Source organism: Dyella monticola, from assembly GCF_003363155.1.
GTDB classification, from domain to species: domain Bacteria; phylum Pseudomonadota; class Gammaproteobacteria; order Xanthomonadales; family Rhodanobacteraceae; genus Dyella_B; species Dyella_B monticola.
This window is the reverse complement of sequence record NZ_QRBE01000009.1, coordinates 59,841-73,414: the sequence shown is the minus strand read 5'-3', so window position 1 is coordinate 73,414 and position 13,574 is coordinate 59,841. Positions and strand designations below refer to the sequence as shown.

The 13,574-nt window shown below is 59.9% G+C and carries 13 protein-coding genes and 1 pseudogene; 6 read left to right on the top strand and 8 right to left on the bottom strand.

Going from position 1 to position 13,574, the window contains the following annotated elements:
• The first annotated feature begins 1 nt into the window (after position 1).
• Positions 2-205 (top strand): hypothetical protein, encoded by a 204-nt coding sequence (locus DWU98_RS14725; RefSeq protein ID WP_115496320.1) that lies wholly within the window; start codon positions 2-4, stop codon positions 203-205.
• Positions 206-270: 65 nt separating this feature from the next.
• The gene (locus DWU98_RS14720) at positions 271-477 is read left to right on the top strand and encodes an antitoxin VbhA family protein (protein WP_115496319.1); all 207 of its coding nucleotides are present in this window, start codon (positions 271-273) and stop codon (positions 475-477) included.
• Positions 478-1,080: 603 nt separating this feature from the next.
• Here the strand turns inward: DWU98_RS14720 and DWU98_RS14715 are convergent.
• Positions 1,081-1,659, bottom strand: a complete 579-nt coding sequence (locus DWU98_RS14715; RefSeq protein WP_115496318.1) for a DUF6037 family protein — start codon at positions 1,657-1,659, stop codon at positions 1,081-1,083.
• An 8-nt stretch (positions 1,660-1,667) separates the two neighbouring features.
• On the bottom strand, positions 1,668-1,916 hold the full coding sequence (locus DWU98_RS14710) for a hypothetical protein (RefSeq protein WP_115496317.1): 249 nt from the start codon (positions 1,914-1,916) through the stop codon (positions 1,668-1,670).
• 398 nt (positions 1,917-2,314) lie between these two features.
• Between DWU98_RS14710 and DWU98_RS21725 the strand changes: the two genes are divergently transcribed.
• Positions 2,315-2,689 (top strand): plasmid mobilization protein, encoded by a 375-nt coding sequence (locus DWU98_RS21725; RefSeq protein WP_147293333.1) that lies wholly within the window; start codon positions 2,315-2,317, stop codon positions 2,687-2,689.
• Here DWU98_RS21725 and DWU98_RS14700 read toward each other — a convergent pair.
• Together DWU98_RS14700 and DWU98_RS14695 are read right to left on the bottom strand one after the other, a co-directional pair.
• A complete protein-coding gene (locus DWU98_RS14700; RefSeq protein WP_115496315.1) occupies positions 2,686-2,913 on the bottom strand; it encodes a hypothetical protein in 228 nt (75 codons plus the stop codon). The genes DWU98_RS21725 and DWU98_RS14700 overlap by 4 nt on opposite strands.
• A gap of 410 nt (positions 2,914-3,323) precedes the next feature.
• Positions 3,324-3,422: pseudogene (locus tag DWU98_RS14695) on the bottom strand (transposase); the annotation flags it as partial.
• A 396-nt stretch (positions 3,423-3,818) separates the two neighbouring features.
• Here DWU98_RS14695 and DWU98_RS14690 point away from each other — a divergent pair.
• Positions 3,819-4,988: a YjgN family protein gene (locus DWU98_RS14690; RefSeq protein WP_115496314.1), complete on the top strand. Its 1,170-nt coding sequence runs from the start codon at positions 3,819-3,821 to the stop codon at positions 4,986-4,988.
• Entirely contained in the window at positions 4,988-6,034 is a 1,047-nt protein-coding gene (locus DWU98_RS14685) for a M48 family metallopeptidase (protein ID WP_115496313.1), read from the top strand. The genes DWU98_RS14690 and DWU98_RS14685 overlap by 1 nt, the downstream gene beginning before the upstream one ends.
• Before the next feature lie 33 nt (positions 6,035-6,067).
• Here DWU98_RS14685 and DWU98_RS14680 read toward each other — a convergent pair whose 3' ends face one another.
• The 3 genes from DWU98_RS14680 to cysG all read right to left on the bottom strand — a co-directional run bounded on the left by DWU98_RS14680 (position 6,068) and on the right by cysG (position 10,357).
• The gene (locus DWU98_RS14680; protein WP_115496312.1) at positions 6,068-7,969 is read right to left on the bottom strand and encodes an LTA synthase family protein; all 1,902 of its coding nucleotides are present in this window, start codon (positions 7,967-7,969) and stop codon (positions 6,068-6,070) included.
• Positions 7,970-8,242: 273 nt separating this feature from the next.
• Positions 8,243-8,884: a peroxiredoxin gene (locus DWU98_RS14675; RefSeq protein WP_115496311.1), complete on the bottom strand. Its 642-nt coding sequence runs from the start codon at positions 8,882-8,884 to the stop codon at positions 8,243-8,245.
• A 27-nt stretch (positions 8,885-8,911) separates the two neighbouring features.
• Positions 8,912-10,357, bottom strand: a complete 1,446-nt coding sequence (cysG, locus tag DWU98_RS14670; RefSeq protein ID WP_115496310.1) for a siroheme synthase CysG — start codon at positions 10,355-10,357, stop codon at positions 8,912-8,914.
• 299 nt (positions 10,358-10,656) lie between these two features.
• Here cysG and DWU98_RS14665 point away from each other — a divergent pair, with 299 nt between their 5' ends.
• The gene (locus tag DWU98_RS14665) at positions 10,657-11,664 is read left to right on the top strand and encodes a LysR substrate-binding domain-containing protein (RefSeq protein WP_115496309.1); all 1,008 of its coding nucleotides are present in this window, start codon (positions 10,657-10,659) and stop codon (positions 11,662-11,664) included.
• A gap of 160 nt (positions 11,665-11,824) precedes the next feature.
• Here DWU98_RS14665 and DWU98_RS14660 read toward each other — a convergent pair whose 3' ends face one another.
• Positions 11,825-13,570 carry a bifunctional sulfate adenylyltransferase/adenylylsulfate kinase gene (locus DWU98_RS14660; protein ID WP_115496308.1) on the bottom strand — a complete coding sequence of 582 codons (1,746 nt, stop codon included), beginning with the start codon at positions 13,568-13,570 and terminating at the stop codon, positions 11,825-11,827.
• Positions 13,571-13,574: the final 4 nt, after the last annotated feature.

Genomic DNA, 13,574 nt, shown 5'->3' with positions numbered 1-13,574 from the left:
TATGACCAAGGCTCTTAGAGTGGTTGCCACAATGGTGCTGATCGCCTTTGGCTCATCGCTAGTGCTTTTGCTTGCAATGCATTTTCGATCTAGGGTGCTCTTAGTAATTGGGTTTTCCGGCTGCGCCTTTGGGATTTTTGGCGGCATCATCGGAATATTTTATGGAATAGTCCTTTTCTTTAGAGGAAAAGGCGAGCGTGTTTGACAGCTTTGGGTCAAAAATAACGGAGTAAGGTTGACTTCAGATGGTTTAGTAGCAGAGTTGCACCGATGAGAAATGAAGCTGAGCAAGAACATCTAAGGCGCGCTTTCCATAGCGCTAACAGTATCGTTGCGCTGGAAGGCTGGGTGCCGACATCGGATGCGTTGGCGATCCAGGAGCGCGTCATCCGTGGTGAGCTGACACATGATGAAGCGGTAGCCGCCCACATCGAAGCTGCGCGCATCGCGCATGAAAAGCGAAAAACCGCCGACTAGTCGAGACCATAACCATGCTAACGCGAAGGCCGCCCCAGGGCGGCCTTTTTGTTGGTGAAGCCTTGGACGCGTCCAAGAAAAGTTTTTCATGAAAAACTTTAGGAGTTCTTCATCACCGCCCGGGCCGGAAACCTTGGTACGTACCAAGGGTTTTAGAAAAGGCGTGGGCTAATGCAGGATAGGCACCCCGCCGGAAAAGCGTATGACACCCCTGTCAGGGCGAAATTGCGCCAGGCACGAAGTTAGGAGTTCTTCATCACGGCGAGCGACGGGGCCTTGGAAGCTTCCAAGAAATCGAAAGATGGTGGGCTAACGCAGGATTGCAGGATAGGCAGATTGCCGGTGAAGTGTATGACGCCGTGCCGTGGCAAAGCTGCGAGGCTTGGAATATTCCAAGGAATCGAAAACCTGTGGGCTAATGCAGGATAGGCACTTCGCCGGTGAAGTACCCCGGTAAATCCTTCGTCATGACGAAAGCTGCAGCCACACAGAAATTTGATCATGATCAAAAACGAATGGGCGAACGGAGCTAGTGCAGGATAGGCAAACCCCGGCAAGTACCCCCGTAAATCCTTCCTCATGAGGAAAGGGTGGGGGTTACGGCTAGTCAGGGATGTAAAACGGGATGGCCTTGCTTTGCAGATGCGTCCAGCAAGTGCTCTGGTTACGCCGCAGCGAAAAATCGTGTGCCCGCTGCCCCTGCAGGCGGCGTGTCTTCTCCAGGTTTTTAGGCGTGACTTGCTCATCCCGAATGGTGTTGTCTCGCCACCCGCAGAAATAGCGACTATTAGCGTGCTCAATGCTCGGGTAGTAGCGCACCACATCATCCGCTGTCACGGCCTCGCGACGCGTCGTATGGGAAGGGATGTGGCGGTTGAACTCGGTGAAAAAGTCGCTGACGCTGAGGCGGTGATCGTTGCCGGCGTTTTGAAAAACCGCATTGCGCAGAGCGAAGAATGTTTCCTTCGGCTCGATGTAGGGCTTGATCTCGAAATCTTCGCTGACCTCCATGAAGATAACGAAGTTATGGCCCAGGCATCCCATCACCAGCTCGTACGGGGCCGTGTCGGCAAAAAACAGACACTCGAAGACCAGGTGATTACGTGTATAGCGAAACTTGGCACGTCCCATGTCCTGCGCTTGCATGCTTCGATAGAGCGGTTCCAATCCGGTTAGGCGCATGCGATCTCCTAATGCGACGTATCCAAAGGCAGCGATCGATCATTATCGAGCGCATCGATACCCGTCATGGGCTCGCCATCGCTGCGCAGTTCGCCGGCCAAGACCCGCTGCACACATAGCTCCCTCGCGGCAGCGATCTCGGCCGCGTTGACGTGGGCGTACCCACCGCCTTGGATGATGGGCTGCTGGTTGGGATCGAGGACTGCCCATGACCACGTTTGGTCATCGGCCTGGTAGACCGTCTTCGTATAGCTCATGACACGGTTCCTTCGTTGGCGTCGGACCTGGTGTTAATCATCGCTCCGTCATGGGGCAATGCCAACTCCGTGTTGCCGTGTTCAGGCCCTGAACATCGAAGGCGAAAGGGCACTGCTAGTGCAGGATAGGTTTGGTGCCGGTGTTTGTGGACACATCTTTGCGCCACTCTGCACATCTTTAAGCCGGTTTAAGCATGTTTGAGAACGCCACGGCGTTCTCAAAGCGGCTTAATGCGTTGCAAACCTGTGCACAGGGAAAGAAGGCAAGATGGGTATTGTGGGCCTACACGTGAACGTGTAGCCCCCCCCAATCCTTACCCTTACTCGCGCTTCGCACTCGACGACATCTTGCTCTGCGAGGCACACAGTCGCTGCCGCGACATCAGCCGGAGAGACGAATGCGTCACCATAAATCCCAGTCGTGCGAGGTTTGCGAGCGCGAACGTCCCTTGAAGGTCTATGTAACGCGGAGTGACCGCGAGACAATTACGGCACGTGCTGCCATGGCGGGGCTGCCGCTATCGTCGTTCCTGGCCAGGGTGGCATTGCATACGCCGATCCGGTGCATGGTCGATCACGACATGGCCGATGCCGTCCTGCACCTTAACGTCGATGTGGCGCGTGTATGCGAGGAGCTGAAAACTTGGTTGGCCACTCGACCGGGGGAAGGCGCGTCACCTGAGGATATCCATCAGACGCTGCGGGAGCTGCGGGCACTTCAGCAAGCGATGATGGTGACCATCTCCCAGATCTGCCGGCCTGGATACCGTTAATCGGTGGCGTCGATCAAGCTCTGGCGCGTGCTCTCGACGTTGAATCGTTGAGCGGTCCACGTTTGTAGCTCGGCGCGAAGGCTTGCGAGGGTATCGGCATCTGGATAAGGCTGGGCTTCTTCGGCCCGAATACGCGCTTGGATATCTAACGCTTTTTGCGTCCAGCGGGTTGCGTGCAGCTCAGGCAGGAACGACTCGATAAGTGGATCAAGGGTGCGCGGCATGAGCGAACTCCTTTGCAGCCAACATCCAGGGTGGTCGGGATGCGGTGCTTTATTTTAAGAGAAAAAACCATCACAAGCTGCTATCTGCAGCTGTATAGCACCGCTATAGGATGATCCAATGATAATCGTTATCGACCTGTTGTTCGTACTATGCGCTGGCTTGTTACTTTTCCGAACTATTACAAGTCTCGTTGTCTACTCGCGGCTTGTTAGTAAAGGTGAACAACCAAAATTCATGCCCATGTCTTTACCTGGGTATCTGGGCCGCACTTTCGGCAAAAGCCTTGGCGCCGATGATCCTTTGCTTGCACTGATACGACGTATATCCATTGCAGATGCAATCTTGATTGTTCTCGCAATCATCGTCGTGTTTCTAGGGAAACTCTGAACAAGTTTTCCCTCATTGACCTGATCCCTGCCTGCCGGCACAAATCCTTTACCGGTACACCGGCATCACCCTGCTTGAGAATCGAGACGATCTGCGCCTCGCTGAATTTCGATTTCTTCATGGAACCTCCTGGCGGAAAAGATGCCAGAAAGTTTTACTTTCTGTATGTCCAGGAACTGGGGGAGCTTACGCAACCATCTGGCCCTGCATTTGGGCTAGACAACCCTGCTTGTGCAAAATTTCGCCTGCTAGCCGAGCTTGTTTGCTGATCAGCCATTTGAGTGATGATGGAGTCTTTATGTGCATCCGGAAAGATTAGGTCAATCATCAACTTAAGTCTTGTGCGGCAGCCACCGTTAAGCTGCATCAAGGTGAGGGCATATCGGCGGGATGTTTGGCGATCCAAGAATTTGCGGGTGTGCGGTTCCGTCTTTGCGCACGGTGTTGGCGCGTCGAATTTCAGCGCTACACTCCGCTCACCTCCGGGGGGAGGACAAGGAAAGGGGAAGAAAGGGATATGCATGAGGAGACTTTAGGCTCGGGCATTTACTTACCCGAGATCCATGACACTGTGTTCAATCGCGCCGAAGACGCGCATCGCTTCGAATTCAACGGCAGCGCACGCGATTATTTTCGCATCTGGATCGTCAATGTCGCCTTGAGCATTGTCACGCTGGGCATCTATTCGGCGTGGGCGTCGGTGCGCACGCGGCGTTACATGTATGCCAACACGCTGTTCGAAGGTTCGCCGTTCGAATATCTTGCGCGGCCCATTCCCATCTTGCGCGGCAGATTGATCGCGGCGGCGCTGTTTGCCACCTACATCATGGCCAGCCATTTTTCGCGCACGCTGCAGCTTGTCACCATGGGTGTGATTGGTGTCTTCATGCCTTGGATGATCGTCAAAGGCCTGATGTTCCGCGCGCGCTATTCGGCCTGGCGTGGCCTGCATTTTCGCTTCATTGCCGATTATGGTGGCGCTTACCAATGGTATCTGCTGGTGTATATGCTGATGGCGATTCCGCTGGCGCTGTCGGGATTGCTTGCCCAGGGCGGCCATCCATTTACCGGCATGGTTCTGTTTCTTGCCGGATTCTTTCTGTTCTATCCGTGGCTCAAGGGCAACCAGCAGCAATGGATGGCCGAGCATCATTACTTCGGTGGCAAGTCGTTCCGTTTCACACGTGAACCGAGCGCGTACTACCGCATCTACGGTGCGGCCCTGGGCATCGGCGTTCTCTGCATGATTCCATCGGGCATTTTGATGGGCCTGATGTTCAATGCGATGGTGAAAAGCCATATCGATCCGAGGCAGCATTCCATTCCGGTCTTACTGGCGACCTACCTGTGCATTGCGCCGACCTATCTCATCATGTGGACATACGTGCATGTGCGCATGACCAATGCGCTTTACAACCAGGCGTCGCTGGGTCGTTATCAGTTTGAATCGTCATTGCGTTTCTGGCCCATGTTGTACATCTATCTGGGCAACGTGCTGGCGATCATTTTCACCATCGGCCTTGCGATACCGTGGGCAAAAATACAGGTCGCACGCTATCGCGCATCGTGTCTGCAGGTGGCAGGGGAGGGACGCCTGGAAGAATTCACGCAACGCACCAGCGGTGCCGATGTGGCCGCTACGGGTACCGAAATCGACAGCCTCCTGGGCTTTGATATCGGCCTGTAATGTCGGTGCCGGGCATCTACCACGACGGCATGACGACCCGTGTCACGCGGGTCGTCATTTCGCGCGTGGATGACAGCTTGCAGTGGCGCGGCGCAGACGTCGCTGGCGAAGCGGCGCTGTCGAGCGTGATGCCCAGTGCTCGCGTGATCGGCGTGCCTTTCACGTTGCTGCTGCCGGATGGCGCACAGTTGCAGATAGCGCATGACGACATGCCGCCAGACTGGTTTGCGCGCAGCCATCGCATCGAAAAAGCTGTGGACCGGCTCGAACGCATGCGTTCGATCGCGTGGGTAAGCGTGGTGGTAACGGTGCTGGCGCTGATCGCTTTGTTCGAATATGTGTTGCCGTGGACGGCTGACCGCATTGCCTATCATCTGCCGCACCGGCTCGAAGTGGCGATGGGCCAGCAGTCGCTGGCGGTGTTGCGTGGACGCGTATTCCTCACCACCACATTGCCGGCCGAACGCCGCCAACACTTGCAGGCGTTATTCGATCAATTTGCACACGGCATTCCCGATCTGCCGCCGGTCAACATCGTGTTCTACAGCGCGCCTATGGTCGGTGCCAATGCATTCGCGCTGCCCGATGGCACGGTGGTATTCACCGACGACCTGGTGAAAGCGCTGCCGGACGATCGCTCCTTCCTCGCCGTGGCGGCACACGAGCTAGGTCATCAGGCGCACCATCACATCCTGCGAGAAGTGTTGCGCAGCTCGGGCGCGGTGGTGGTGTTTGGCATGCTGACGGGTGACGTGACCTCGCTCGGCGGAATGACTGCAGCCATCCCCGCCTTCCTGCTCGGCAACCATTACTCGCGCGACTTTGAAGCAGATGCCGATAGCTTTGCCTTCCAGACACTGGCGGCGCACGGCATTGATCCGGCCGCATTCGTCGATGCCATGCGTGCGCTGGAGAAAGTGCACCCGGAATTGGCCGCAGACAAGCAGGTGCGCTATCTATCCAGCCATCCCGTTACAGCGCAGCGCATTGCGAAGGCCGAGGCGGCGTCGATGGCTTTTCGACAGCGGCACGCCGTAGCGCGTTAGCGTCATAAAAAGCCTGTTTTCAACGGGCTTTTTTTAGTGGTGCATGCCCATGGCAGCGGATGGCCCGTCCTCATGGTCGGCGTCATTCGTTGCCACGGCCGTGTTGGAGGGAAGCAGGCTGGCCGGTAGTAGCTTGTCCAGCTTGCCCTTCATGCGCAGTACCGAAACGCTGGCCATGTCTTTGTCGAATTGACGCTGTTGCGCATCGATGTAAGGTGGTGGTGCGCCGGGCGCGCGCGTGAGCGTGGCCAGCGATGGAGCGAGCACCTGCGTCAGTGCGAAATACACATCGTCATGGATGCCCGCGCGTTCGAGCAGCAAGCCCGGCAGCATCCATGACGCCATGTCGATGCGTTGCGCATTGCCTGGGTTGCGTGGATCGATCAGCAACCACGTGCCAGCCTGAGAAAGCATGTCCTGACCATTCACGAAACCCGTTTCGCGATACGCCTCGGTGAGTGCGGGTAGATGGTCGCCGTAGAACAGCAGCAAGGTAGGGCGGCTGCGCTTGGCCAGCAGTGCGGCCAGGCGTCCAAGCTCCGCATCGGCATGCTGCATATGGTAGAGATAGGTTTGTACATGCACCTTGTCGTTGGCATCGACATTGGTGGGCACCGGCTCGGCATTGCGTGCCGCCGGATCTTTCGGTTCCACGTCGTACGGGCCGTGTGCTTCCAGACTGATCGCGAACAGGAACTGCGGTGGGCCGGCGTCCTTCAGTTGCGCCATGATCTCGTCGGTCATCGCGCTATCGGCCATGTATTTGCCATCCATCGCCGCGTTCGCGGGGAAGCCCGATTGCGACACGAAGCGATCGAAGCCCAATGCTTTGAAAGCGGTATTGCGGTTCCAGAAGGTCGGATCGTTGCCGTGAATGGCGATGGTTTCGTAGCCATGCGCACGCAACGTACGCACCATGCCCGGCACGACTTTGTCGTTCAACTGCAGATACGGGAATTGCATGGTGCCGAAGTAGCGCAGCGAAAGTCCGGTCAGCACTTCGAATTCGGTGCGGATCGTGCCGCCGCCAAACGTGGGTACGTGCAGCGGCCCGCTCATGCCTTCGGCAGCCAGGCGTGTAAGGTTGGGCGTGAGGTTCGTGTGCTCGTAGCCGCGCATGATGCGCGGATCGAAGAACGATTCGCTTTGCACCACCACGATGTCGGGGAGTGCCGTGTTCGGGTCCACGGGCGTGTGCATGCGTGCATGCACAGCGCTGCTGGTGGCTTGCAGTAGATCACCCACGGCGGCCGGATCGGCCTTCTGTTGGGTTCGGCGGTCCTGCAAATGGAACATCACCAACGAGCTCACCAGACCCGAGTGGCTGGTGGTGGCGGCGGCGGACCAGGGTTCCAGCCAAAGCTTGTGACCGTTGTAGAGCCCACGCCAACCTGGCATGCCCAGCAGCAGCGTGGCCAGGGTGACAGCGGCCGCCGTGCCGGCAAGAGCGCGCTTGCCGCCGGTGCGTTCGGCAAACAGTGGCGGCTCGTAGCGCCACATCGCCACGATCAGCGCGATGCCGCCAAGGATGGCCAGGTAGGGCCACGGGCTATGCGGCAGATAGCTGCCCAGCACGTGCAGGCCGCCTTTGCGCAATTGATCCACCATGCGGAAGTCGGCCGGCAGCAGCGGTGTACCGAGGTTGGCGACTTTCAGCGCATTGATGCCATACATCACCGCCTGAAGCAGAAACGCCAAGCCAAAGGAAAGCAGGGTGCGCCGCGTCAGTGCCAGCAGCACCAGAGCGAACAGCAAGCCGGGTACGGCATTGGCCAGCGGGAAGGCGGGCTGCTGGAAAAGCCGCGATGCGGCCACGCCGTCGTTACCGTCCAACAGGGCGGTAAGCAGCACGAACGCCGCCATCATGACCAGCACCAGCGCGACCCGGGCCGCGGCGGACTGTTTGGATAAAAACGTAGAGGAAAGCCGAGCCATGCGGTCCGTAACCTGCCCTTCGGGGATACGGACTGTAACGTGGTTGACATGAATCGGTTGTCACTCGGCCGGCCCGGGGCAGGCCCGATTCATGCCGTCTTGCGGCGCCCTTCAGCATTGCGAAGGAAAGGCCGTCATAGCGCGACGGCCTCGCGAGCTGGGATGCGCGCCCTCCCTCCTCCTTGCCGGTACGCAAACCGAGTCAGTGCGGGTCGCGCAGAGGCCGCAGCCCGGCTCTTATGACCGTACCGGCAAGGACTTGCGCCAATCCGCTCAGTGCTGGGTGGCGCTATAACGGAGCAGGCGCAGATAGGGTTTGAGCGTACGCCAGCCCTCGGGGAAGAGTTTCTGGGCGTCGGCATCGGACACCGAAGGGGCGATGATCACGTCGTCGCCCGGACGCCAGTCCACGGGGGTGGTGAGCTTGCGGCCGTCGGTAAGCTGCAGTGAGTCGAGCACCCGCACGATCTCATCCACATTGCGCCCGGCGCTCGGTGGATAGGTCAGCGTAAGGCGCACTTTTTTCTGTGGATCGATGATGAAGACCGAGCGCACCGTTACCTTCGGATCGGCCTTGGGATGGAACATGCCATAAAGCTTGGCCACCTCCAGATTCGGGTCGGCAACGATCGGGTAATTGACCGCCGTGCCGCCGACGTCTTCCACGTCCTTGATCCACGCGTTGTGATCGCTCACCGAATCCACCGAAAGCCCGAGCAGTTTCGTGCTGCGCTTGTCGAACTCCGCCTTGCGGCGTGCGAAGGCGCCCAGTTCGGTGGTGCACACGGGCGTGAAGTCTTTCGGGTGCGAGAAAAACACCAGCCATTGATCGCCGATGTAATCGTGCAGCCGGATCGTGCCTTCGGTGGAATCGAGGGTGAAGTCAGGGGCGGTTTCGCCCAATTGCAGGCTCATGGTGATCTCCGTCTAACAATGGTGCGGTCATGCCGCATCGGCCAGGTCGTGAGGAACGGCGGTGGGGTGTTGCAGTGTCGATGTGGCGAGCAATTGGCCATACCAGTGCGACGCATCGGCGTGCGCCGCCACCTCGCCCAGGATGAGCAGGGCGGGCGCACTGATCGCGTGCTGTGCACTCAGCGCAGCCAATCGGCCAAGCGTGCCGGTCAGGGTGCGTTGCTGCGGCAGTGTGCCGTTCTCGATCAGCGCGAACGGCGTCTCGGCAGCACGGCCATGAGCCATAAGTTGATGCGCAAGTTCATCCAATTGGCTCACGCCCATATAGATCGCCAGTGTTTGACGTTCGCGCGCCAGATCCGCCCAATCCAGCGTCGTCAACGAACGCTGGCAATGCGCTGTCACCAATCGCACCGATTGCGCATGATCGCGATGCGTGAGCGGCACGCCGCTGTAGGCGGCACAGGCCAGCGCCGCGGTAATGCCTGGCACGACTTCGTAAGCAATGCCGTGTGCGCGCAAGAAATCCAGTTCTTCACCGCCACGTCCGAATACGAAGGGATCGCCGCCTTTGAGCCGGACGACGCGTCGTCCCGAGCGCGCATGTTCGAGCAGCAGCGCATGAATCGATGGCTGTGGCGTGTGAAGCCCACCGCCACGCTTGCCCACTGCGATACGCTCGGCATCGCGGCGCGCGAGATCGAGAATGGCATCGCTGATCAATGCATCGTGAAGAATGACATCTGCTTCGTTGAGTGCGCGCAAGGCACGTAATGTAAGCAGTCCAGGATCGCCTGGACCTGCGCCCACGAGCACGACCGATCCCTGTGCGTGTAGTTGCCTGTCATCAGTCAGGGCTGCCTGCAGGTGCCGCTGCGCGTGAATGGGGCGTGATGCGCGCAATGCTGCGTGCACGGGGCCGTCGTGCAGCCAATCATAAAAACGACGACGTGCGGCAAGATCCGCATAACGCGCGCGAATACGCGTGCGGTAGCGTTGTGCAAGTTGCAGCAGCGAACCGAGTGCAGGATCGAGCAGGCTCTCGATGCGTTCGCGCAAGCGGCGCGCCAATACCGGTGCAGTGCCGCCGCTGGAGATGGCCACCAGCAAGGGTGAACGATCAATCAAGGCCGGCACCTGAAAGCTCGAAAGCGCAGGATCGTCCACCACGTTCACCAACCGCTGACGTGCATGGCCCTCCGCGGCGATGCGCGCATTGAGTGCACGTGACCGCGTGGCCGCGATCACCAGCCACACCCCATCGAGCCAGCCGGGCTGGTAGCCACCCGCCTGGTGCGCGATACGGCCTTGGCGAACCCATTCGCGCAACTCCGGCACCAACAAGGGTGCGCCGACCGTGACCTTGGCGCCAGCCCGCAACAGCATGGCGGTCTTGCGTGCCGCCACGTCGCCGCCGCCCACCACCAGTACGGGGCGGTCGCTTAGGTCAGCGAAAAGCGGGTAAAGCTGCATGAAAGGTATCCGCCAAAGAGGGTTTGGCCGTCCAAGCTAGCGCTGGCCAAACGCCAATGGAAATGGCCGGTGGGACGGAGGATATGGCGGTATGGCATACGGAAAAGGCATCGGACTTGGAGACAGATAGATGTATAGACGTCCAAATAACGCTGTGTTAAGGTCGGATGACGACCGGTGCAGGGCCGGTGATGTGTGGAGATCGTGATGAGGCGCCGTCCAGGGTGGTTCGTGAGCTGTATGTGCTCGACGAAACGTCGAGCGCACCCCCGCACACGATTCATTCTGGAGCCGATCTCATGACCCTCACGCAACTTCGCTACATCGTCGCCATCGCCGACGCCGGCCTCAACATCACCCTCGCCGCCGATAACGTTCACGCTACGCAGTCGGGCATCAGCAAGCAGCTCAAGCAGCTGGAAGGCGAACTGGGCTTCCAGGTCTTTACCCGCCGTGGCAAGAGCCTCGATGCCATCACCCCCGCTGGCGTACAGGTGCTGGAGCGGGCACGCAGCATCCTGCATGAGGCGCGCAACATCCGCGCGCTGGCCGCCAATCTGCGCGAAGAGGCGCAGGGCGAGCTCTCGGTCGCCACCACCCACACCCAGGCACGCTTCGTATTGCCCGAGGCCATCGCGCGCTTGAAGCAGCACTATCCTGACCTGGGCGTGCACATCCGTCCGCAGGGTGAGGGCCGCATCATCAGCCTGTTCGAAAGCGGCGAGGTGGATCTGGCCATCGTCAGCACCAGCGGCCAGCCACCCGAAGGGGGTATCGCCGTGCCGCTGTTCCGCTGGTATCGGCGGGCGGTGGTGCCGCATGGGCATCCGCTGGCCAAGCTGGGCCGTCCGTTGCGAATTGAGGACCTGGCCGAATACCCGCTGGTCAGCTACGAATCCTCGCTGCAGGCCGAATCCTCGCTTCGGCGGGCTTTTGCCGCGCTAGAGCTCACCCCGCGCATCGCCTGCACATCGGCCGATGCCGATCTCATCAAGACCTACGTGCTCGCGGGTCTGGGCGTCGGCATCCTGGCCGAAATGGCGATTACCCCCGGGGATGCACGCGAACTGGTCACGCTGACCATCGACAACTTGCTGCCGATCTGCACCAGCTGGATGGTGCTCCGTCGCGACCATGTGCTGCGCAGCTATGTGGCACAGCTCGCGCGATTGGTGGCGCCGCAGATCGATGAGGCCGAGCTGCGTCGTGTCGTGGCCGGTCACGCCGAGCCGCATTGGCCGTCACCGCCGTACTGGAGCGAGCTCACCTCGCGCCAAGTGCGGCGCGTCACCCCGCGAGCCGCCTAAGCGAATCATCGACGCCGTTCTCACGAAGGCCTGCCGCTTCCGCAAGCAGCCGTCGCAACATAGTAGCCTGCAGCGAACCGTGCGCCGTGCGCCGCGGGCGGCTCTCGCCGGCAAATGCATGGATGGGTTGTCTCCTCCATGCAAGGAGGAGACAACGGCTTCACGCCAGCTCTTCCTGGCGCAGCCAATCGACGACGCGGTCGGCGGCTTCGGATACGGTCATCGTGCTGGTATCCAGGCGCAGCTCCGGTGATTGCGGCGTTTCGTAAGGATCGTCGATCCCGGTAAAGCCCTTGATCTTGCCGGCACGCGCCGCCGCGTACAGACCCTTGCGATCGCGCGCCTCGCACACCTCCAGCGGCGTGGATACGTGGATTTCCACAAAGCGCCCGTGTGTTTCCACCAACTGCCGCGCATCGGCACGTGCGCCGGCATACGGTGCAATAGGTGCGCAAATGGCAATGCCGCCGTGACGCACCACTTCGCTGGCGACATAGCCGATGCGGGTGATGTTGGCGTCGCGATCCTCGCGCGAAAAACCCAAGCCTTTGGAGAGATGGCGCCGCACTTCATCGCCATCCAGCACCGTGACAGGCCTGCTGCTGGTTTCCAGCAGGCGCGCCAAGACCGCTTGCGCAAGCGTGGATTTGCCGGACCCTGAAAGCCCGGTAAAAAACAGCGAGAATCCTTGCCGCGCTTGCGCAGGGTGCCGCTCGCGCAAAATCTTCACGACGTCCGGAAAGGTGAACCACTCCGGGATCGTGTCACCCTGGTGCAGGCGGCGGCGCAGTTCCGTGCCCGAAATGTCGCGCACTTCATCGTTCGCCTGCACTTCGGTTTGCGGAACGTAGGTATCGCGATTGGCGGCATAGACCATCGCCGGGAACGGCACGATGCCGATGCCCAGCTCATCCTTGTGCGTGGCCAGCAGATGCTGTGCGTCGTACGGGCCGTAGAATGGCTTGCCTTGCGAATCCTTGCCGGGACCTGCGTGATCGCGCCCCACGATGAAGTGACTCGCGCCGTAATTCTTGCGGATGATCGCGTGCCACAGTGCTTCACGTGGGCCACCCATGCGCATCGCCAGCGGTAGCAGGGAAAGCGCGGCGTGATCGCTCGGATAGTGTTCGAGTAATGCGCGATAGCAGCGCACACGCGTGTAATGATCCACGTCGCCGGGTTTGGTGCGGCCTACGGAGGGCTGGATCAACAGTTTTGCGCCCACTTGTTCGGCCGCACGCAAGGTCAGCTCGCGATGCGCGCGATGCATGGGGTTGCGCGTCTGGAACGCGACGATGCGATGCCATCCATGCTGGTGAAACCAGTCGCGCAATTCACGCGGGCTATGGCGCAGCGCGCTGAAGTCGTAATGCGCCGGGGCCTGGATGCCCTGCACACGGCCGCCCAGGTACACCGAGCCGGTGCGATCCAGCAATTCGGCCACGCCCGGATGGGTGCGATCGATGGTACCGAAAACCGCCTTCGCTTCGGCGATGCGATCGGGAAAGTACACGTCTTCCACCGTAAGCACTGCCAGCGGCGTGCCTTGCGTGTCGTTGAGGCTGATCTGCGCGTGATCCGGCAGGCGCGCGGCGAAGGCTTCGTCCACATCCAGCACGATCGGCATTGGCCACAACGTGCCGTCGGCAAGGCGCATATCGTTGACGACACCATCGTAATCGGCGCGCCCGAGAAAGCCCTGCAGCGGCGAAAAGCCACCGTTGAGCAATAACTCCAGATCGCATAACTGACGTTGCGTAAGCGTCCACTGCGGAAGCGAGGCGCTATGCCGCTTCAGTGCTTCGGCTTCGGGTGCGGGAAGATACAACTCGCGCAGTACGCCGCCATGCGGCGCTATCAGCGCATCGTGTTCGGCCAAGACAATCTCGGCGGCGAGAGCTTTCATGATG

What these genes read in the sequence shown, in the direction of transcription:
- DWU98_RS14725 (WP_115496320.1), top strand. Translation starts at nt 2, where the DNA reads ATGACCAAGGCTCTTAGAGTGGTTGCCACAATGGTGCTGATCGCCTTT.
- DWU98_RS14720 (WP_115496319.1), top strand. Translation starts at nt 271, where the DNA reads ATGAGAAATGAAGCTGAGCAAGAACATCTAAGGCGCGCTTTCCATAGC.
- DWU98_RS14715 (WP_115496318.1), bottom strand. Translation starts at nt 1,659, where the DNA reads ATGCGCCTAACCGGATTGGAACCGCTCTATCGAAGCATGCAAGCGCAG.
- DWU98_RS14710 (WP_115496317.1), bottom strand. Translation starts at nt 1,916, where the DNA reads ATGAGCTATACGAAGACGGTCTACCAGGCCGATGACCAAACGTGGTCA.
- DWU98_RS21725 (WP_147293333.1), top strand. Translation starts at nt 2,315, where the DNA reads ATGCGTCACCATAAATCCCAGTCGTGCGAGGTTTGCGAGCGCGAACGT.
- DWU98_RS14700 (WP_115496315.1), bottom strand. Translation starts at nt 2,913, where the DNA reads ATGCCGCGCACCCTTGATCCACTTATCGAGTCGTTCCTGCCTGAGCTG.
- DWU98_RS14690 (WP_115496314.1), top strand. Translation starts at nt 3,819, where the DNA reads ATGCATGAGGAGACTTTAGGCTCGGGCATTTACTTACCCGAGATCCAT.
- DWU98_RS14685 (WP_115496313.1), top strand. Translation starts at nt 4,988, where the DNA reads ATGTCGGTGCCGGGCATCTACCACGACGGCATGACGACCCGTGTCACG.
- DWU98_RS14680 (WP_115496312.1), bottom strand. Translation starts at nt 7,969, where the DNA reads ATGGCTCGGCTTTCCTCTACGTTTTTATCCAAACAGTCCGCCGCGGCC.
- DWU98_RS14675 (WP_115496311.1), bottom strand. Translation starts at nt 8,884, where the DNA reads ATGAGCCTGCAATTGGGCGAAACCGCCCCTGACTTCACCCTCGATTCC.
- cysG (WP_115496310.1), bottom strand. Translation starts at nt 10,357, where the DNA reads ATGCAGCTTTACCCGCTTTTCGCTGACCTAAGCGACCGCCCCGTACTG.
- DWU98_RS14665 (WP_115496309.1), top strand. Translation starts at nt 10,657, where the DNA reads ATGACCCTCACGCAACTTCGCTACATCGTCGCCATCGCCGACGCCGGC.
- DWU98_RS14660 (WP_115496308.1), bottom strand. Translation starts at nt 13,570, where the DNA reads ATGAAAGCTCTCGCCGCCGAGATTGTCTTGGCCGAACACGATGCGCTG.